We start from the raw sequence: 18,848 nt of genomic DNA, 5'->3' as shown, positions 1-18,848 counted from the left end.
CGGCGGTGCGGACCGGGACCGGTCTCAGTGGTGACGGCCGGTGATCAGGTCACGGGCCCGGTCCACCAGGCCGGCCCCGGGGGCGAGGAGCTTGTTCGCGGGAGGCGTGTCCGGAGCGGCGGGGTGCGGGCGGGTCGGCGCGGTCTTCTTCGCCCGGCGGATCCTCTCGCCCAGATCGGCCAGCGTCTCCGGGGTGCACGCGTCTTCCAGGAGCGGGAAGAGCCGGTTCTCCTCGTCCCGCACATGCTCGGCGACCTCGAGCTTCAGCTTCGCGACCAAGTGGTTGAAATCGATGTGGTCGGGGTCGAGGCCCTCGAGTTCCTTCAGCATCCGTTCGACGCGGGCATGGTCCTCGATCTCCTTGTCGGCGAGACCGTCACCCCCGTCCACGTGGCGGCGCACCGCCGGGTACAGGTACTCCTCCTCGGCAACGGCGTGCCGCACCAGTTCCACCGTCAGCTCGTCCACGAGCTCGCGGCGGCGCTTGTCCGCGACCGGCTGCATCTCGATCCGGGCGAACAGCGCGTCCACCTCTCGGTGGTCCGCCGTGAGTTCCTCGATGACGTTCCCGCCGTGTCCCATGCCGGTCCCTTCTTGATCCTCGGCCGAAGCCGAGCAGATCGGTTCACCGTGGCAGCGCGAGTACCCATAGTTCCGGCCGACACGCACGTGACCGGCGAAGCAGGGCAATTCGGGCGACACCGGCGCCCGGGCGGCGGCGCATCCCCGGTCCGGCTCCAGGTCGCCCGGCAACGCGACACCCCCGGTCACCCACAGGAACCATGCGAGCCCGACCGTCCACCTGCGCCGACCGCGCAACCTGCCCCGGTATCGCCCTTGAGGCGGCTCTTCCGAGCTGTGAACGCTCCGAAGCGCAATGAATACCCTGAGCCGGTCGCGCCGACTTCGCGGGCGGCGGTTCTTGATCACGGGGGCAGGGCCGCCGCCGGGGTCCGGCGCCGCGTACGGCTCCGGACCCCGGCGCGCCCGCTCGGAGCGGGGCCCTCAGAGCGTGGGCCCTCAGGGAACGGACCCCTCGGCCTCAGAGCGTGGAGCGCTCCACGGGGATCCACAGCTCCGCGTCCGCATGCGCCCCGTCCCCCGACACGCTCACCCGCAGGATCTCCGGCCCTGGCCTGCTCCGGTACGGGTTCGACGGGAACCACTGCGTGAACACGTCCCGCCACAGGAACTGCAGAGCCTGCGGGAACGGGCCCGAGCTCTCGAAGACCGCCCACGTCCCCGCCGGAACGGCCAGGACGTCCGTGCCCTCCGGCGCCTCGGCACCGGTCAACACGCCGTGGTAGTAGTCGAGCTCCGTCCCCTCCGCCCGGCTCGGGTCGAGGTCGTCGCTCACCGCGACGATCCCCTTCGGCTCCTGGTCGGACAACTCGGTGAGCCGCCGGATCATCCCCTTGTCGATGCCCCGGATGAAGTCGGCGATGGCCGGATTCACCCCCTCGTGGACAAGAGGCACGCGGGCCTTCATACCGACCACACGGAACGCGTCCCTGTCCACGACCCTGTACCTCATACTGCCGCTCCCTTCGACGGTGAGACGGAAGGACAACCGCTGCTGGGACCGCAGTGCCGCACCCGTCCGGCGGGCCTCGCCCGGGCCGACGCCGTGCACGGCGCGGAACGCCCGCGCGAACGCCTCCCCGGAGCCGTAGCCGTAGCGGACCGCGATCTCCAGCAGCGTCCGCCCGCCGGCGAGCACCTCGGCCCCCGCGACCGTCAGCCGCCTGCGCCGGACGTACTCCGACAGGGACATCCCCGCGAGCGCGGAGAACATCCGACGGAAGTGGTACTCCGACGTCATCGCGATGCGCGCCAGTTCGGCCACGTCGATCTGCTGATCGAGACGGCTCTCGATGTGCTCCATGGCACGGTTCAGCGGTTCCAGCACGCCGGCCTCCTTCCTTGACGACACTCACGCTAGGAGGCCCCCATCCTGTCGGACCCGACATCCTGTGCCCGGTCCGGTCGGGTCCGACGAGCTCCGGCCGCGGCCCGGCCGCAGCGCCTCCGGCCGGGCCGGCACAGAGCGCTCTCCCGGACCCGGGCGCCCGTCGGCACCCTGGCGCGCAGCCCCGCGCAGGATCACACCCCTGAACGAATTCTCGAACTTTCCGCGTGACCGATCCGACGAGCAGAAGGGGGCGGATGCCTGTGCGACATCGATTCCGGCCCGTGGAGGGACCGTCCTGTCCCCGTCGTTGGCTGAGGGGCGCGGCGGGCGTGCAGGGGCGTGGTGTCCCTCGGGCATCTCCGAACACGCCCCGCCGTGCTCGGCGTTGACAGTCGGCATCGTGTTGGCCATCCTTCGGAGAGCGCTCTCCGAAGGGGCGCCTCGGAGGTCGAAGAGGGGCCCTATGGACGAGGAAGACCTCACCCGCCTGCTGGACAAGCTCGACCTGCGGCAGAAGGTACGCCTGCTCACGGGCGCCACCACCTGGCGCACGGCCGCCGAACCCGCCGTCGGGCTGGGAGCGATGACGATGTCCGACGGGCCCGCCGGTGTGCGCGGGGAAGCCTGGGACGAGTTCGAGACGTCGGCGTTGCTGCCGTCCGCAACGGGGCTCTGCGCGATGTGGGACGAGGACCTGGTCGAACGGCTGGGGCGCCTTCTGGCGGACGAGGCGCGGCGCAAGTCGGTGCACGTCGTGCTGGCGCCGACCCTCAACATCCACCGCTCGCCCCTGGCCGGCCGGCACTTCGAGTGCTTCTCCGAGGACCCGGTCCTCGTCGGCCGCACCGGGGCGGCCCTGATCCGGGGCATCCAGTCGTACGGCGTCGCCGCCGCGGCCAAGCACTACGTGGCCAACGACTCGGAGACCGAGCGGCTCAGCGTGGACGTCCGCGTCGGGGAAAGAGCGCTGCGGGAGGTCTATCTCGCCCCGTTCGAGAGTGCGGTGGAAGCCGGCGTCCATGTGGTCATGTCCGGCTACAACGGCGTGAACGGGGCCACGATGACGGAGAGCGCTCTCCTGGTCGAACCGCTGAAAGAGGAGTGGGGATTCGACGGGCTGGTCGTCTCCGACTGGGGGGCCGTACGTTCTACCGTCGCAGCCGCCCTCGCCGGTCAGGACCTTGCGATGCCCGGACCTCACGGCCCCTGGGGTGACGTGCTGGTCGACGCGGTCACCGGCGGAGCGGTCGGGGAGGAGGCCGTGGACGACAAGGTCCGCCGCCTGCTCCGGCTCGCCGGGCGGGTCGGAGCTCTCGGCCCGGCCGGCCCGTCGTTCTTCTCGCCCACGGCAGCGACGTCCCCGGCCCTGCCCGCCTCGGCAACGGCCTCGGCCCTGTCCGCGTCGCCGACGTCCCCGGCCCTGCCCGCCTCGGCAACGGCCCTGGCCCCGGCCCTCTCCGCAGCGTCCCCGGCCCGGCCCTCGTCGCCGGCGTCCGCCGTTGCGGTCGTGTCACCGTCGGCCCCTGCCCGGCGTCTTCCTCTCTCCGAGGACGACCGGCGGTGGCTGCTGCGTCGCGCCGTGGTCGCCGGCTCCGTGCTGCTGGAGAACCGGGGGGTGCTCCCGCTCGACGCCGCAGCCCTGACGACGGTCGCGCTGATCGGCGACCACGCCGGGACCCCACGGAGTCAGGGCGGCGGCAGCGCCGGGGTCTTCCCGCAGCGCGTCACCGGTCCGCTCGACGGAATCAAGGAGGCGCTCGGGGATGGCGTGAGCGTCGTCCACGTGGCCGGGCCCCCGGTCTTCGCGCCACCGCCGTTGGACCCCGCCGACTGCCGCGACCCGCGGACGGGGCGGCCCGGGGTCCTCCTGCGCGTGCTGGACGAGGCGGGCCGGGAACTGTGCGCCGAGCACCGCATGTCCGGTCGCCAACTGGAGCCGCCGCAGCCGCCAGGGGCGCACACCGTGGAGATCAGCACCCGCCTCCTGCCCCGCGCCGGCGGCGAATGGACACTCGGCGTCGGCGGTTTCGGGCACATGAGCCTCACCGTGGACGATGCGCTCCTGCTGGACGGAGAGTTCCCGCGTGAGTCGGACGATCCGGCCGTCGTCCACGTCAACCCGCCCTGCCACCACGGCCGCGTGTCCCTGACGGCCGGAGCGCCCGTGCTTGTCGTGGCCCGCCGGCAACTCGCCCCCGACACCGGCCGGGCCGTCCTGGTGACCGCCGCGCCGCCGCGGCCGGAACCCGCCCGGGCCGTCGCCGACGCCGTGCGCGCGGCCCGTGACGCGGACGTCGCGATCGTCTGCGTGGGCACCACGGAGGACAGCGAGTCCGAAGGCCACGACCGGGAGGACCTGGCCCTGCCGGGACAACAGGACGCCCTCGTGCGGGCGGTGGCGGCCGCCAATCCCCGCACCGTGGTCGTCGTCAACGCCGGCAGCCCGGTGGAGATGCCCTGGCGGAAGGACGTGGCAGCGGTGCTGCTGACGTGGTTTCCCGGCCAGGAGGGCGGGGCGGGCCTCGCCGACATGCTCTTCGGCGCCGCGGAACCGCAAGGGCGGCTGCCCACGACCTGGGGCGCCCGCCTGGCGGACGTGCCGGTGGCCGCGACCACGCCCGACGCAGGCGTCCTGCACTACGCGGAGGGCCTCCACATCGGCCACCGGGCATGGTTGCGCGAGGGGCGGGAGCCCGCGTACTGGTTCGGCCACGGCCTCGGCTACACCACATGGGACTACCTGGACATGACGGTGGAACCCACCGGCCCGCCCCTCGGGCTGCCCGCCGCTTCACCTGCCGGGCTGCCCGCAGGCCGACCCGCCGGGCAGGGCGGCGCCGGCGGTCTCACCGTACGGGTGCGCCTGCGCAACACGGGCGTGCGCAGCGGCCGCGAGGTCGTCCAGGTGTATCTGGCGAAGCCCGACTCGGCTGTCGATCGGCCGGTCAGGTGGTTCGCGGGTTACGCGGCGGTCGAGGCGGCCCCGGGGGAGGACGTCACCGCCGTCGTGCACGTCCCTGGGCGGGCTCTGCGGCACTGGTGCGTACGGGACCGTGCCTGGCGGGTCGAACCGGGCGTGTTCCAGGTCCTGGTGGGGCCGTCCGCGGGCCGGGCCGCCCTCTCGGGCGCCATGACGGCGGGGGAGCACGGTCCCCGTTGATTCCTGGTCGGGAGAGCGCTCCCGCCGGCCCGACGGGCCTCGGTAGGGTACGGGCATGACGAGACAGACCCCCACCCTCGAGGACGTGGCCCGGGCGGCGGGCGTCTCCCGTGCCACGGTCTCGCGGGTCGTCAACGGCATCCGGAACGTGGATCCCGCCATCCAGGACGTGGTGCGTGAAGCGATCCGGAACACGGGCTACACCCCGAACCGGGCCGCCCGGTCCCTGGTGACGAAACGGGCGGAGACCATCGCCCTGGTCGTCTCCGGCGCCGGCGACGAGTCCGAGAGCGAACAGAACGCCTTCGCGGCACGGGTGTTGGCGGACCCGTTCTTCGGCCGGGTCGTCAGCGGCGTGGTCGGTTTTCTGCGTCCGCGCTCCATGTACCCGGTGCTGATGTTCGCCGAGACGGAGAAGGCGAGGGGCGAGGTCCTGTCGTATCTGCGGCACAGCAGCGCGGACGGGGCGCTCATCTTCTCCACGCACGCAGAGGATCCCCTGCCCACCCTGCTGGCCGAGGAGGACCTGCCCTGCGTGCTGTTCGCGAGGCCCCTTGTGTCGACACCGGTCACCTACGTCGACGTGGCGCACCGCGACGGCGCGCGGCTCGCGGCCGAGCACCTGCTGGCCCGCGGCTGCCGACGGGTGGCCACCGTCACCGGGCCCCTCAACCTGCCCGCAGCTCAGGACCGGCTGGCCGGCTTCCGCGACACCCTGGCCCGCCACGGTCACCCCTACATCCCGATCGCGGAGGGCGGCTTCACCACGGAGAGCGGTACCGCCGCGATGGGGCGCCTGCTGATGGAACACCCGGACATCGACGGGGTGTTCGCGGCCAACGACCTCATGGCCCTGGGGGTCGTCCAGACATTGCTGGCGACGGGGCGACGGGTGCCGGAGGACGTGGCGGTGATCGGCTTCGACGACTCCAATGTCGCCGCCGTCTGCCGGCCGCCCCTGACCACGATCCGGCAGCCCATGGAGGAGATGGCGGCGACCATGGCGCGCCTGCTCCAGGAGCAGATCGAGGGAACGCTCTCCGAGCCCACGTCGGTGATCTTCGACGCGGAGCTCGTCGTCAGGGCCTCCGCGTGACGGTGTGCAGCGCGTGAAGCGGCCCGGCCCGTCCCGGAGTCAGGGAGGACGGGACGGGCCGGGCGGTCGGAGGCACGTACGGTCAGGGCAGCTGGTAGTCGGCGTTCAGCGCCGCACCGGCCTCGGGGTGGTTCTGGTCGTAGCCCCGGGCGTCGCACTGCAGGCCGCCCACGATGCAGTGGTCCACCATGGCCTTCAGCGTCGGCTCGTGCCACGCGTTGAAGAAGTCGTAGTGGAACGAGTGGGCGCCGCCGCTGGCCAGCCTGACCTGGGACATGTCGCCGTCCACCGGGAACGCCATCTTGAACTCGACCATGGGCAGCGCGACCGGGTGGCTCGCCGGGCAGACGTTGTCGTTGGTGCCGGGCTTGACCACCGGATACGCCATGTGGCTCTGGTGGTCGGGGGTGTCGAGATGCAGGCCGGTCCAGCAACTGGGTGCCTGCATGCGGATGTTGAGCTGCGTACCGGCGGGGCAGTGCTGCGGGAAGTCGATGTTGCGGAAACTGTCGCCGCACTCCCAGCCCTCGACCCAGCCGGGATGGGCACGGAACTGCTCACGGGTCTGCGCCGGGTTGCCGACCACGTACCGCAGGCCCTTGGGGAAGGGCCGGACGCTGGTGTAGTCGGTGACGCCGGCCTTGTAGTAGATGACCTGGTCACCGATCGGCAGGATCTTTCGGTCACCGTTGAAGAGCGACGGCATCCAGTACGCGGACGGGTCGCCGGGCACCTTGCACGTCGTGGCTCCGCCGGACAGGGACGCCGTGGTGCTCGACGCGTCCGTGGAGCGGTTTCCCATGAAGGTGTGGTCGTGCGACCGGCCCGGCTGCCCCGGGTAGACGATCGGGTCGACCGGCGCGGTATGGGTCACCGCGCAGTTGGCCTGGAACTCGTGGAAGTAGCGCGGCGGCGGGGTCCGGTGCGACGGGGTCACGCCCGTCACCGGCGGATTCGCCGGGATGTAGCCGTCGCCGTCGGGGTCGTCGCCTGACGCGAGCACCGAACCGCTCACCGCGTGCCCGGCGTGCCCGGCGTGCGGAGCCGCATCGGACGCGTCGGTCGCCACGGGGGCCCGGCCGACCGGGTCGGCCGCCGACGCGAGGGGAACCGTGCCCAGCAGACACGCGGCCAGCGCCGTGCTGACGAGCAGTGCGGATAAGGCCTTCGGACCGACTTTCACTGTGACCTCCAGGATGAGGGTGGGGGAGGGCGCCACCTGGCGGAGCCGCGGGGATCCGGTGGCAGGGCGCACCGGGGTGCGCCCGTCGGCGCAGCCGCCCACTTCGTGACGGCGGCGCCCGTGGACCAGGGAGACCGGCCCGGCGGGATCGGAGCCGGGCCGGTGCCTGGTCAGCTGTAGACGCCGAACTCGTGGAGCGAGTAGCCCCAGCCGGTGCCGCGCGCCCTCAGGTGAAGGCGCACATGACGGGCCGTCTCCGTCACGTCGATCGTGTCGATGTCACCGTTGGCGGTGGTCGTGGAGTGCACGGTGCGCCAGTCGGTGCCGTTGTCGGACACCTGCACCTCGTACGACGTGGCGTACGCCGGGTCCCAGTGCAGCTGGAGCTTGCGGATGGCGGTCCGGGCGCCGAGGTCGACCTGGATCCACTGCGGGTCGCTCCAGTCGCTCGCCCAGCGGGTGACCGGGTCACCGTCCGTGGCCCCGGCGGGCGGGCAGGGGCAGTCGCCGTACTCCCGCTGGTACGAACTGGCCGTCGTGGGCTTGTGGAGTGCCACGTTGGTGCCGCTGACCGGGGGTGCGACGACCTTGACCGACTTCGTCTCGATGCCCGCGTTGCCGTGCCCGTCCTCCGCCTGGACGTACACCTTCCAGACGCCGAGCTTGTCCGGGGCGGTCACGGCGAAGGTGCCGTTGCCGGTGGCCCGCCAACGTGCCTCCACGAGCCGCTTGTCGCCGTTCGCGTAGTTGCCGCTGAGGAGGATCTTGTACGTGAGCGGGTCGCCCTCCGGGTCGCGGACGTCCGCGCGGACGGTGAACTCGCCGCCGGCCGGCGCCGAAGAGGCGGGCGAGACGGACATGTTGCTGATGACCGGCGGGGTGTTGTCGCCGGCGGTGGACCCGGTGTACGCCTTCTTCACGGCGTAGTACGAGAGCCTCTTGTGGCCGCCGGGCAGCAGGTTGAACCAGACGCCGCCGAAGTCGTACTCGGTGCCGTAGTGGAAGAGCGTCGCGCCGAGAGCGACGCCCCGGTGCCCCACGGTGCAGTTCCAGGCGTTGGTGTAGCCCTCGGCCTTGTGCACGTCGGTCGGTTCGTCGGGGACTTTGTTGGCGTCGTCCGGGACCTCCCACTCACCGGCCGGGCCGGTTTCCGTGATGATGTACGGCTTGGTGTAGCCGCCCTCCTCCCAGTCCTCCTGGACGCCGCAGATGTCGCCGTAGGCGTTCATCGAGTACAGGTCGAGGTCCGGGGCGTTGCGCTTGTAGTAGGGCCAGGCGCCGGTCCACGCGTCGGTGGAGGTGACGGGGTGGTCGGGGTCGATGGCGTGGATCGCCCTGGCCACGTCGTTGACGAAGGAGGTGTAGGCGTTGCGCTGCGCCTCGAGCTGGGTACCGCTGTAGCAGTTCTGCAGCCCGAGCACCGACTCGTTGCCGACGTTCCACATGAGGGTGGCCGGGTGGCTCTTGTAGGCGTCGACCCACTTGGTGAACTCGGCGAGCATCGTGTTCTTGTACGTCGCGTCGTTGACGTAGTCGGCGCAGCCGCCGCTGCCGGGGCCGCCGCCGGGCTGCAGCCAGAAGCCGTTGACCACGCGGATGCCGTGGGCCGCGGCGGTGTCGAGCAGGGGCCGGGTCGACGCGTCGGTGCCCCAGGTGCGGATGGTGTTGACGCCCATGGACTTCACGTCGGGCATGTAGCGCGGGGCGTCGGCGACCGACGGCCCCCAGGTCAGCCCCTTGACGGTGTACGGCTGTCCGCCGACGGTGAGCTGCCAGTCGCCCTGCGAGCCGGTCACCTTCACGGCGCCGCCGGTGGGCGGGGGCGTGCCGTCGGTGTCGCCGAAGACCTGGAACTCCCATAGCGAGTAGCCGTATCCGCCGGGACGTGCGGTGCCGAGCATGCGGACGTAGCGTCCCTTGCCGGAGACGGCCAGGTCGTCGGTGCCGCCGTCGCCCTGCGTGACGGTCCTCAGGTCCGTCCAGTCGGTGCCGTTGTCCGACGCCTGGATCCTGTACTCCTTGCCGTAGGCGGCCTCCCAGTGGAGCACCACCCGGCTGATGTCCGCGCTCTTGCCGAGGTCGACCCGGATCCACTGCGGGTCGCTCCATGAGCTGGCCCATCGGGTGCCGGTCAGGTTGCCGTCGACCGCGGCGGAGGCGGCGTAGGCCTCGCCTTCGTGCGAGGAGGCGGTGGCGGGCCTGCCCTGGGACAGCAGTGTCTCCGCGGCCCCGGCGCTCGGTGCCGTCGCGAGGGTGACGGTCGACGCGAGTACAGCGCCGAGGGTGAGGAGCAGGGTTCCGGCGCGTGGTCGGCCGGACACGGGTGAGGGGGGTCTGAACACGTCGGCTCCTGGCGGGGGATGGGAGGCAAGCCCGACATCCCGTAGTCGGGCAGGATGGGAGAGCGCTCTCCGAGCCTGGCGCGGTGAGTTGTCCCTGTCAATGTCTTGAACGCCAACCGGTGGGAAATCGGCTCCGGTCGGCCGCCTGCCGCCATGAGGTGAACCGAGGCGCGCGGCCCGCCGGTCGAAGCGGTTCCCGATGGCCGCACCGTGTTCGACGGCACGTCGACCGGAACTCTGTTCGGCGTCATTCGGACACCGGTACGCTGCGCCGCAGTTGCGGACTGTCGCGGAGGCGCGCGGATGGGGGATCCGACGTTCGGGGTCCTGGGATCGCTCCAGGTGCGGGTGGACGGCGTTCCGGTCCGCCTGGGCGGGGCGAAGCCGAGGGCGGTTCTCGCCACGCTGCTGCTGCAGCCGGGCGGCTTCGTCTCGCTCGACCTGCTGACCGAGGTCCTGTGGCCCGGCGGGGCACCGCGGTCCGCCGTCGCCAACGTACGCACCTATGTACGCACCTTGCGCCGGGCGCTGTCCATGGCGGGCGCCGCCACCGACCGGCTGAGGACAAAGCCGGCGGGCTATGCGCTCGACATCGGACCCGGTGACCTCGACATGCTGCTCTTCGAGCAGCGGCTGGACCGGGCGCGCACGGTGCGCGACCAGGGCGATGACGCCGCCGCGCTGCGCGCCTATGAAGCGGCCCTCGGACTCTGGCGCGGCGGGGTGCTGCAGGACGTGCCGGCCAGCGTGGTGTGGGACCCGGCGGTGACCAGGCTCGAGGGCCTGCGGTCGGCCGCGGTCGACGAGTGCCTCGAGGTCAGGCTGCGTCTGGGCGACCACGCACCCGTGATCGCCGGCTTACGGTCCCGGCTGCACGACGATCCGCTCCGCGAGGACCTGTGGCGGATGCTGGTCCACGCCCTGCACGACTCCGGCCGCACCGCCGAGGCCCGCGCCGCGTACGCCGAGGCCGAACGGATCATCGCTGCCGAACTCGGCATCGAACCGAGCGAGCCGCTGCGCGCCATGGGGGAGCAGGTGAACGGCTACGCCGGCCGGCGCCGCAGCCCGGCGCCCGCACCGGTGTGCCAACTCCCCATGGACGTCCCCGACTTCACCGGCCGGGCCGACGAGGTCGCCGAACACGAGAGACTGCTGTCGACGGCCGGACGGCAGCCCGTCGTCGCCGTACTGTCGGGCCCGCCGGGATCGGGGAAGACGACTCTGGCCGTGCACGTGGCCCATCGCGTGCGTGCGGCCTTTCCCGACGGTCAGCTCTTCGTCGACCTGGGCGGGACCAGCGACCGGCCACGTGAACCCGCCGACGTCCTGGGCGAGATGTTGCGCGGCCTCGGAGTCATCGACAGCGCCGTCCCCGGTGAGCCGGTCGAGCGGGCGGCGCTGTTACGCTCCCGCCTGGCACAGAGGCGGTTCCTCATCGTCCTCGACGACGCCGTCGGCAGCGCACAGGTACGCCCCCTGCTCCCGGGGACAGGAGGCTCGGCGGTGCTCGTCAGTTCACGCCGCCGGATGCCGGGCCTGCCGGCGCACCACTCGGCCCTCGGCGTGATGCGGCGCGACGACGCCCGCGCGCTCTTCGGCGCCGTCGTCGGCCCCGACCGGCTCCACGCCGAGGCGGCGGACGTCGACCGCGTGCTCGCCGCCTGCGGGTCGCTGCCGCTGGCCGTACGGATCGCGGGCGCCCGGCTGGCCAACCGTCCCGGCTGGTCCGTCGGCACGTTGGCGGACTTCCTCCACGACGAGCGCGGACGCCTCGATCAGTTGCGTACCGGCGAGTTGGAGGTACGGGCGAGCGCGGAGCTGAGCTACCGGCATCTGCCCGGGCCGGCGGCGAGGGTCTTCCGCGCCTTCGGCCGCCTGGCCGACGACGCGGTGGCCGGGTGGGCCGTGGCGGTGGCCACCGGCCACGCCGATGAGGCCGCCCGGGCGCTGGAGACGCTGCTCGACGAGCACCTGGTCGAGGTGGTGGGGGAGGACCGTCTCGGCCAGCAGCGCTATCGCATGCACGACCTGCTGCGCTGCTACGCCCGGGAGCTGGCCGAGGCGGAGGGCCACGAGACGCGCGTGCGCCGGCAACTGCGGGTCGTCGAGGCCTTGATCGGGCTCGCCCGGTCGGCGAACGCGGCCATGCCCACCCGTTTCCTCGGCGTTCTCGGCGAGCCGGCACCGGTGACCGGACCCGCCTCCGGCATCGCGGACAGGGTGCGTGCGCTACCCGTGGAATGGTTCGAGAGCGAACGCCGCATCCTCGTCGCCGCCGTGGATTCCGCGACCCGGCTCGGCCGCGTCCTGCTCGCCGCCGATCTGGCGATCGAGCTGGCGGGCTTCTTCGACATGCGCGGCTACTACGGAGACTGGCTGAGGACGCATCAGCTGGTGCTCGACGCGATGCCGGACCCGTCCGACGCACGGGCGGCGGCGCTCCTGCGCAACCTGGGACAGCTCCACCTCTACCAGGACCGGTATGCGGAGGCCCTCGCGTCGTTCGACCGGTCGCGGGAGATCTTCGCCGGCCTGGGGCACGGGTCCGGCGAGGCGGTCGCGGCGCTGGGAGCCGGGTCCGTGTACAGGGTTGTCGGTGATCTGGACGCCGCGCTCGCGGCCTTCACCGATGCGCTGGACGGCTTCGGCGAGGCCGGCGACCGGCACGGCGAAGCCGTCGCCCGCAACGCGATCGCCTCGGTGTGGCTGGAGCGCAAGGACCCTGAGACCGCAGCCGGGTGGCTCGACGGGGCTCTGGAACTCGCGCGCGACCTCGGTGACCGGCACCGTGAGGCACAGGTGCGCCGCCGGATCGCCGTGCTGTACGAGCTGCGCGGTGAACCAGGCGTCGCAAGAGCCGAGTTGGAGCGGGCGCTCGGCATCTTCGACGACCTCGCCGACACGCACTGCGCGGCCTATGTGCAGCAGAGCATCGGTGAGCTGTGTCTGCGCCAGGGCGACGCGGGGCAGGCGTCCGCGCTGCTGGTCGGTGCGCTCGCCGTGCAACAGCAGCTCGGTGACCGCCGGGCGGAGGCGCGTGTGGCGTGCCTGCTCGGCGAGTTGCACCATGCGACCGGCCGGAAGCAGACCGCACGGCGCTACTTCCACCGCTCGCTGTCGACATGGCGCCGGCTCGACGCCCGTGACCAGGCCGCGCTCGTGGACGCCAAACTGAAGTCGCTGCGCTGATGCGGCCGGTGGCCGTGGCGCCGGCGGCGGGCGGCGGCGGACGGGTACGGGGGAGCCCGCCGTACCCGCCCGCGGCCGAAGGGGCGTCAGCGGATGCTGTTGCCCACCCTCACGGCCCTCGTCAGCCGCATCTGTTGGTGCTGGTCTGGTAGCGCTTCAGGTAGTCGGACCAGGTGACGCCCTGGACGACGGCGACCACGACCTGACCGTCGTGTATCTGCTCGTAGTGCAGATGCGGTGAAAGGTCGTAGAGCGCCGACGACTTGCCGACCTCGCCGATCTTCTGGCCCCGCGACACCGTGGCGCCCTGCTGGACGGAGCGGGTCTTCAGATGCGAGTAACGCGTCCGCCAGCCGTCGCCGTGACCGATCACGACGGTGTTGCCGTAACCGGTGCTCGTGGAGTAGTACGAGGAGAGGACCGTGCCGCCGGCGCTCGCGAACACGCGGCGGCCGTAGTCGTCCGGACTGCCGGCGGCGTCGTAGTGGTTCCAGTCGATCGAATGCGCGGGACTGTGTCCCTGCCAGTTGCTGCCCAGCCAGGTCTGGCCGCACTCGAACGGCATCCTGAAGGCGGGACGGCCGCTCGACGCGGCCTGCGACGAGGTCTCCTGGGGCGCCGCGGCGGTGGCAGGAGCAGTGACCGCGACGGCGACGACCGCGCTGAACGCGGCCAGCGACCGGCGAAAGAGCCTGTGCATGATTCTCCCCTTGTCGTCGGGTGACCGAGCGATTCAAGGGGGCGCGCATACACAGCCGATACATTCGGCCGCGGTCCCGTACGGCACGGGCCTCGGCGGCCCGGATCCGGCGGCGTCCGGGGGTGCGTCAGGGCAGGGTCAGGATGCGGGGGCCCTGGTCGGTGATGGCGACGGTGTGCTCGATGTGGGCGGCCCTGCTGCCGTCGGTGGTGCGCAGGGTCCAGCCGTCGGTGTCGGTGAAGTAGGTGTTCTGCCCGCCCGCCATGAGCATGGGTTCGAGGGCGAGGACCAGGCCGTGCTTGAGGGGGAAACCACGGCCGGGACGGCCGCGGTTGGGGACATGGGGGTCTTCGTGCATGCGGCGGCCGATGCCGTGACCGCCGAAATCGGCGGGCATACCGCAGCGCGCCTTGCCGGCGACGGTGCCGATGGCGTGGGAGATGTCGCCGATGCGACTGCCCACCTGGGCGGCCGCGATGCCGGCGTCGAGTGCCTGCTGGGTGGCGTCGATCAGATCGAGGTCGCCGGGGCGTGGCGTTCCGACGGTGAAGGTGATGGCGGCGTCACCCGTCCAGCCGTCGAGCTCGGCGCCGCAGTCGATGCTGACCAGGTCGCCGTCGCGCAGCCGGTAGCCGGTGGGGATGCCGTGCGACACGGCGTCGTTGACGGACGTGCAGATCACGGCCGGGAAAGCGACCGGGGCGAAGGACGGCCGGTAGCCGAGGAACGGCGAGCCGGCTCCGGCCTCGTCCAGAACCGACCGGGCCGCTTCGTCCAGTGTCTGCAGCGACACCCCCACGTCGGCCGCCTCTCGCACCGCGGCCAGAGCGCGGGCCACCACGCGTCCGGCTTCCCGCATCGCGTCCAATGCGGCATCGGTCTTGATCTCCACCATGTGTTGTGACTCCCTTAAGCACGACGTCCAATACTTATACCGGTATTAATATCACGGACGTGGCGAGGTCTCCTCCGGCGCCGTGGGCAAGGGACGCGGTGAGCGATTCGGCGCGCTGCTGCCGCCAGCGCGCGGCGGTCACGGCATGGCGGAAGTGCCGGCCGCGGCATGGCGGAGGCCGCCGCGACACGGCGGAAGTGCCGGCGGCGACATGGCGGAAGCGGCTCGCGGCGGGGCGGAGGCGACTGCCGCGGCATGGTGGAGGAGCCGGCCGCGACGGGGCAGGGCCCCGGAGCGTTCCGCAGGCCGGCTAGAAGGCGCCCGGGTGCGTGTGTCGGGTCGGGTGCTCGAAGATCTCGCGCAGCCACGGGCTGCGGACGGCCGGCAGCCGGGCCAGCGTGCGGTGGAACGCTCCCCGGTCGAACCGGAAGTCGTCGTCGACGGCCGGTGGGGGCGGGTCGTCGCGAAGGACGTCGTCGGGCATGAGCCGCGACGCGGGGACGGGCAACTGCGGCTCGGGAAAGACCAGCCGGAACCACACCCCGAACGGCAACGGCACCAAGTGCCGCGGGGTGGCGGACCCGGCCGGGTCCCAGAGCTCCCCGGTCTGCGGATGGGACGGTACGAGGAGGATGTCGGCGTCCGCGGCGACGGCGGCCTGCCCCGGTCCGGCGAGGACGGCGCGCCGCGCCGGACCGGCCGGCAGCAAGGCGTCGAGGGGGCGTTGGAACATCCGCGCGGCCAGACCGTCCGGGACGGTCACCGCCCGGCCTTCCGAAGCCGCCACGAGGTGGGCGAGCGCGCTCCCGGCTGCCGCCACCCACTGCGGGCTCCACGACCACCGTTCGCTCGCCCCGGACGGCGATCCCCACCCGGTGATCGGTTCGAACGGGGACACGCCCTTCCCCTTTGCCATCAGCTCCGCCCAGGAGAGCGGTCCGGCGTCGGTGCCTTCGACGGGGATGCGGCGCACGGCGTCCGGGGCGAGCCACATGGCCTGCCAGAGCGAGCAGTCGTCGATCCGGCTCGCCACCGGCAGACCGCACGCCGCGCAGGCCGTGTTGGGGCCGTCGCCTGCGGCCAGGCCGCAGCAGGCGCCGCCGCGCCTCTCAGGGATCAGCACGACGCCACGGGTGTCTCCGGGGGCGATGACGATCGCACCGGGCGCGCCGTCGGACAGGCCGTGGACCGGGGCGTGGACGCCGCGGGCCGCGGCCTCGTCCGGACCGATCTCCTCCCACCTCCGCCATGGCGGGCCCCAGGGCTCCGGCTCCACGGCGAATGTCCCCGGCTCCATGAGCACCGGCAGTTGGAGGCCGTTGCCGTACTGCTGGTGGGCGTGGACCGGCAGGGCGACCTGGGACAACGGGGCGGTCAGCTCGGCGTCGCACCCCGCGCACACGAAGACGAACAAATGACCTCCGCTCGGGAAACAGGGGCATCGTCGCAGCTCGGTGACGGCCGGCCAACGTGTTTTCGTCGCCCCCGCCCCGGGGCGGAGACACCGGCATGAATCATCGACTCCGGCGCGATGGGGTGCCGGCCGTCATGCCGCGAACGCTTCAGCCCGCCCGCCCCCACGGCCGCAGCTTCTCCGGGTTGCGGACCGCCCAGATCCGGGTGACGTGCCCGTCAAGCACGTCGAACGAGGCCACGGTCACGACGACGCCGGCACGCTCGGCCACCAGGCCCGGCGCACCGTTGACCGACCGCTCGAGGAGCTTCAGCCCCGGCGCCATGTCGGCGATGGCGACCATGTACTGCACGATGCGCGCGCCGCCCTCCACCGGGCGCAGGACGGTGCCGACCATGCCACCACCGTCGGCGGTCATCACGGCAGCCGGGTCGAGGAGGCCGACGAGGGCTGCGACGTCCCTGGCCTCCCACGCCTCCTTGACCCGCCTCACCACGTCGGCCCGGCCGGTCGCCGGCACCGGAGCGCGCGCGGTGCTCACCCGCCGCCGGGCGGAGGCCGCCAGCTGTTTGCAGGCCGCAGGGGTCCGGCCGAGAACGTCGGCGATCTCGGCGAACGGGTACCGGAAGACGTCGTGCAGGACGAACGCCACCCGCTCGGCGGGCGTCATCGACTCCAGGACGACAAGGAAGGCCGTGGCCACCGACTCGTCCAGGACGATCTGGTCGGCGGGGTCCGCGGGGCCGGTGGGTCCCGCGCCGCCCGCGTGGTCCCACTCGGTGCGGTCGGGCAGCGGCTCGGGCAGCCACGAACCGACATAGCGTTCACGGCGGGCGCGCGCCGAGCCGAGCCGGTCCAGGCAGATGCGGCCGGTCACCGTCGTCAGCCAGGCGCCGGGGGACGAGATCTCCTCCTGCCGGCTCCGCGGCAGGCCGTACCAGCGTGTGTAGGCGTCCTGTACGGCGTCCTCGGCCTCGGTCACGGAACCGAGCAACCGGTAGGCGACATTGATCAGTTGGCGTCGCTCGCCGGCTGCCACGTCCGCGCCGGCCCCGACAGTCCCCATGCTTCCGGCCGCCCCCTCGCCTTACCTTTCGCGGGCCCGCGTCGTCGGACCGGTGAGACCTTATCGATCCACTGCCCGAGGGCGGAAAAGGGGACTGTGACATGGCCACTCAGGTGACGGTGACGGCGACGTCGAACGCACAACGCGGCTCCTCGTTCCTGCGGATCGCGATCGCCCTGCAGACCCTGACCATCTTCCTGCAGGCGGTCTCCGCCGGACTGCTGATGACCTCGTCCTACGGGGAGACACTGCACAGTGTCGGAGCCCGTGTGATGTACGGGGCGACGATGCTGTACCTGCTCGCGGCGGTGCTGGCGTGGAAGCCGGGCGGCGGCTCGCCCCGGCCCGTCCTGCACGCGTCGGGCTTCCTCGTGCTCGCCTCGGCCCAGGTCGTGCTGGGCATCGCGCACGTCCCGTCGGTCCATCTCCCCCTGGGCGTCCTGATGTTCGGTCTGAGTGTCCTGGCGCTGGCCCGGCGCTGAGGTCCCACGCGGCCCCGTCGGGGTTCCGGCCGGCCGTACGGCACCGCATGCCGGCGCAGCCGGTCAACCGGGCAGGCGCGTGGCGAGGACGGCTACGTCGTCGGTGGCCTCGGAGCCGAGATGGGTGAGGAGTTCGTCGCAGAACTCCTCCAGGGGCTCTTGGGCCACGGCTGCCGCCTGCCGGCGCAGCCGGGTCATGCCGCGGTGGACGGGTTCGCCGCGGCGTTCGATCAGTCCGTCCGTGTAGAGCACCAGGGTGGAGCCGGCGGGCAGCGCGCGGTGGGCGCTGTCGCGTGGAAGGTCGGGCAGGGCGCCGAGGAGCGGGCCGTGACCCTCTTCCAGGAAGTGGGTGTCGCCGTCGTGGGTGACGAGCAGCGGCGGCGGGTGGCCGGCGTTGGAGTAGTGCAGTTCCCACGGCCCGTCCTCGTTTCCCTTCAGGACGCCGTACACACAGGTGGCGGTGACGTCGGGGTAGAGCTGGTGATGCGCCACGTCGAGTCGGTTGAGGATGTGGCCGGGGGGCTCCTCACGGTCGAGGGCGATGCCGCGGAGCATGTTGCGCAGCTGGCCCATGGTGACCGTGGCGCGCAGGTCGTGGCCGGCCACATCTCCGATGATCATGGTGATGTGGCCGTGGGGCAGCGGGAAGCTGTCGTACCAGTCGCCGCCGACCTCCGCGGTGGCCTGCGAGGGCGTGTAGCGGGCGGCCCGCTGCGGGATGGCCGGACCTGACAGGTTCGGCAGCAGGGAGCGCTGCAGGCGTTCGGCGATGCGAGAGGTCTCCCGGTGGAGCCGGGCGTTGTCCACCGCGAGCGCGACCCGTCGGGCCAGATCCTCGACGAGGGCGCAGTCGGCGTCCGTCAACGGCCGGTCGCCGCTCGTCCGGCCGATCGTGATCGCGCCGAGGATGTCGGGCCTGGCCCGCAGCGGCGCCACGATCGCCGTGTCGGCGTCCAGCTGACGGAACAGCTCCAGCGGCCGGGCAGGGAAGAGGTCCGCGTGGGCGGGAGGGAAGTCACCACGATGAAGCAGCAGCGGCCCCGCGCCGCGCAGGACCCTGGCGACCGGTCCGCTCGCCAGGTCGGCCGGCACCGGAAGCGGGCCCTCCAGCGGACCGGCGGCCGGCGGCCCGGCGTCCCGATGCGTGACGGCGATCCGCTCCAGGGTGCCGTCGCTGTCCAGCAGATCGATCGCACACCAGTCGCCGAGCTGGTGGACCACGAGCCGCGACACGCGCCGCAAGGCCTCCCGGACATCGAGCGTGGCCGCCAGGGCGGCGCCCACGTCGGCCAGCAGGGCGAGCCGGTCCAGCGCCTGCTGGAGCACGGCGTCGATGTCGTACGCGTCGTCTTCCACGGTCCAGCCTCCCCGTGCTCGTACGGCAGGGGTCCGGACCGGCCTCGACG

At 72.4% G+C, this 18,848-nt stretch carries 13 protein-coding genes; 4 read left to right on the top strand and 9 right to left on the bottom strand.

Going from position 1 to position 18,848, the window contains the following annotated elements; genetic code table 11:
• Window positions 1-24: 24 nt before the first annotated feature.
• Together SPRI_RS04120 and SPRI_RS04115 are read right to left on the bottom strand one after the other, a co-directional pair.
• Window positions 25-582: a hemerythrin domain-containing protein gene (locus SPRI_RS04120; RefSeq protein WP_005308610.1), complete on the bottom strand. Its 558-nt coding sequence runs from the start codon at window positions 580-582 to the stop codon at window positions 25-27.
• Window positions 583-1,042: 460 nt separating this feature from the next.
• Window positions 1,043-1,909: an AraC family transcriptional regulator gene (locus SPRI_RS04115; RefSeq protein ID WP_005308608.1), complete on the bottom strand. Its 867-nt coding sequence runs from the start codon at window positions 1,907-1,909 to the stop codon at window positions 1,043-1,045.
• A 466-nt stretch (window positions 1,910-2,375) separates the two neighbouring features.
• On the opposite strand from SPRI_RS04115, the gene SPRI_RS04110 reads away from it, so the two are divergent.
• Both SPRI_RS04110 and SPRI_RS04105 read left to right on the top strand, forming a co-directional pair.
• Entirely contained in the window at window positions 2,376-5,072 is a 2,697-nt protein-coding gene (locus tag SPRI_RS04110; RefSeq protein ID WP_053556695.1) for a glycoside hydrolase family 3 C-terminal domain-containing protein, read from the top strand.
• Between the two features lie 55 nt (window positions 5,073-5,127).
• Window positions 5,128-6,168 carry a LacI family DNA-binding transcriptional regulator gene (locus tag SPRI_RS04105; RefSeq protein WP_053556694.1) on the top strand — a complete coding sequence of 347 codons (1,041 nt, stop codon included), beginning with the start codon at window positions 5,128-5,130 and terminating at the stop codon, window positions 6,166-6,168.
• Window positions 6,169-6,250: 82 nt separating this feature from the next.
• On the opposite strand, the gene SPRI_RS04100 is transcribed toward SPRI_RS04105, so the two are convergent.
• Window positions 6,251-7,351: a DUF1996 domain-containing protein gene (locus SPRI_RS04100; protein ID WP_053557683.1), complete on the bottom strand. Its 1,101-nt coding sequence runs from the start codon at window positions 7,349-7,351 to the stop codon at window positions 6,251-6,253.
• Window positions 7,352-7,521: 170 nt separating this feature from the next.
• Entirely contained in the window at window positions 7,522-9,693 is a 2,172-nt protein-coding gene (locus SPRI_RS04095; RefSeq protein WP_053556693.1) for a discoidin domain-containing protein, read from the bottom strand.
• 303 nt (window positions 9,694-9,996) lie between these two features.
• On the opposite strand from SPRI_RS04095, the gene SPRI_RS04090 reads away from it, so the two are divergent.
• Window positions 9,997-12,885 carry an AfsR/SARP family transcriptional regulator gene (locus tag SPRI_RS04090; protein WP_037773118.1) on the top strand — a complete coding sequence of 963 codons (2,889 nt, stop codon included), beginning with the start codon at window positions 9,997-9,999 and terminating at the stop codon, window positions 12,883-12,885.
• Between the two features lie 121 nt (window positions 12,886-13,006).
• Here the strand turns inward: SPRI_RS04090 and SPRI_RS04085 are convergent, their stop codons facing one another.
• The 4 genes from SPRI_RS04085 to sigJ form a co-directional block, all read right to left on the bottom strand.
• The gene (locus SPRI_RS04085; protein ID WP_005308594.1) at window positions 13,007-13,585 is read right to left on the bottom strand and encodes a M23 family metallopeptidase; all 579 of its coding nucleotides are present in this window, start codon (window positions 13,583-13,585) and stop codon (window positions 13,007-13,009) included.
• Window positions 13,586-13,712: 127 nt separating this feature from the next.
• Window positions 13,713-14,480, bottom strand: coding sequence for a type I methionyl aminopeptidase (map, locus tag SPRI_RS04080; protein ID WP_005308592.1), 768 nt, complete (start codon window positions 14,478-14,480; stop codon window positions 13,713-13,715).
• 310 nt (window positions 14,481-14,790) lie between these two features.
• The gene (locus SPRI_RS04075) at window positions 14,791-15,894 is read right to left on the bottom strand and encodes a hypothetical protein (protein WP_037773116.1); all 1,104 of its coding nucleotides are present in this window, start codon (window positions 15,892-15,894) and stop codon (window positions 14,791-14,793) included.
• 148 nt (window positions 15,895-16,042) lie between these two features.
• Window positions 16,043-16,960, bottom strand: coding sequence for an RNA polymerase sigma factor SigJ (gene sigJ, locus SPRI_RS04070; protein WP_037773112.1), 918 nt, complete (start codon window positions 16,958-16,960; stop codon window positions 16,043-16,045).
• A 101-nt stretch (window positions 16,961-17,061) separates the two neighbouring features.
• On the opposite strand from sigJ, the gene SPRI_RS04065 reads away from it, so the two are divergent.
• On the top strand, window positions 17,062-17,442 hold the full coding sequence (locus SPRI_RS04065) for a hypothetical protein (RefSeq protein ID WP_005308585.1): 381 nt from the start codon (window positions 17,062-17,064) through the stop codon (window positions 17,440-17,442).
• A gap of 63 nt (window positions 17,443-17,505) precedes the next feature.
• On the opposite strand, the gene SPRI_RS04060 is transcribed toward SPRI_RS04065, so the two are convergent.
• Window positions 17,506-18,798 carry a PP2C family protein-serine/threonine phosphatase gene (locus SPRI_RS04060; RefSeq protein ID WP_106428385.1) on the bottom strand — a complete coding sequence of 431 codons (1,293 nt, stop codon included), beginning with the start codon at window positions 18,796-18,798 and terminating at the stop codon, window positions 17,506-17,508.
• Window positions 18,799-18,848 lie beyond the last annotated feature (50 nt).

This window comes from Streptomyces pristinaespiralis, assembly GCF_001278075.1.
GTDB classification, from domain to species: domain Bacteria; phylum Actinomycetota; class Actinomycetes; order Streptomycetales; family Streptomycetaceae; genus Streptomyces; species Streptomyces pristinaespiralis.
This window is presented reverse-complemented; position numbering and strand designations above follow the sequence as displayed.

Excerpts from the sequence above, each read along its gene's own strand:
- SPRI_RS04120 (WP_005308610.1), bottom strand. The coding sequence starts at position 582 with ATGGGACACGGCGGGAACGTCATCGAGGAACTCACGGCGGACCACCGA.
- SPRI_RS04110 (WP_053556695.1), top strand. The coding sequence starts at position 2,376 with ATGGACGAGGAAGACCTCACCCGCCTGCTGGACAAGCTCGACCTGCGG.
- SPRI_RS04105 (WP_053556694.1), top strand. The coding sequence starts at position 5,128 with ATGACGAGACAGACCCCCACCCTCGAGGACGTGGCCCGGGCGGCGGGC.
- SPRI_RS04090 (WP_037773118.1), top strand. The coding sequence starts at position 9,997 with ATGGGGGATCCGACGTTCGGGGTCCTGGGATCGCTCCAGGTGCGGGTG.
- SPRI_RS04085 (WP_005308594.1), bottom strand. The coding sequence starts at position 13,585 with ATGCACAGGCTCTTTCGCCGGTCGCTGGCCGCGTTCAGCGCGGTCGTC.
- map (WP_005308592.1), bottom strand. The coding sequence starts at position 14,480 with ATGGTGGAGATCAAGACCGATGCCGCATTGGACGCGATGCGGGAAGCC.
- sigJ (WP_037773112.1), bottom strand. The coding sequence starts at position 16,960 with ATGGGGACTGTCGGGGCCGGCGCGGACGTGGCAGCCGGCGAGCGACGC.
- SPRI_RS04065 (WP_005308585.1), top strand. The coding sequence starts at position 17,062 with ATGGCCACTCAGGTGACGGTGACGGCGACGTCGAACGCACAACGCGGC.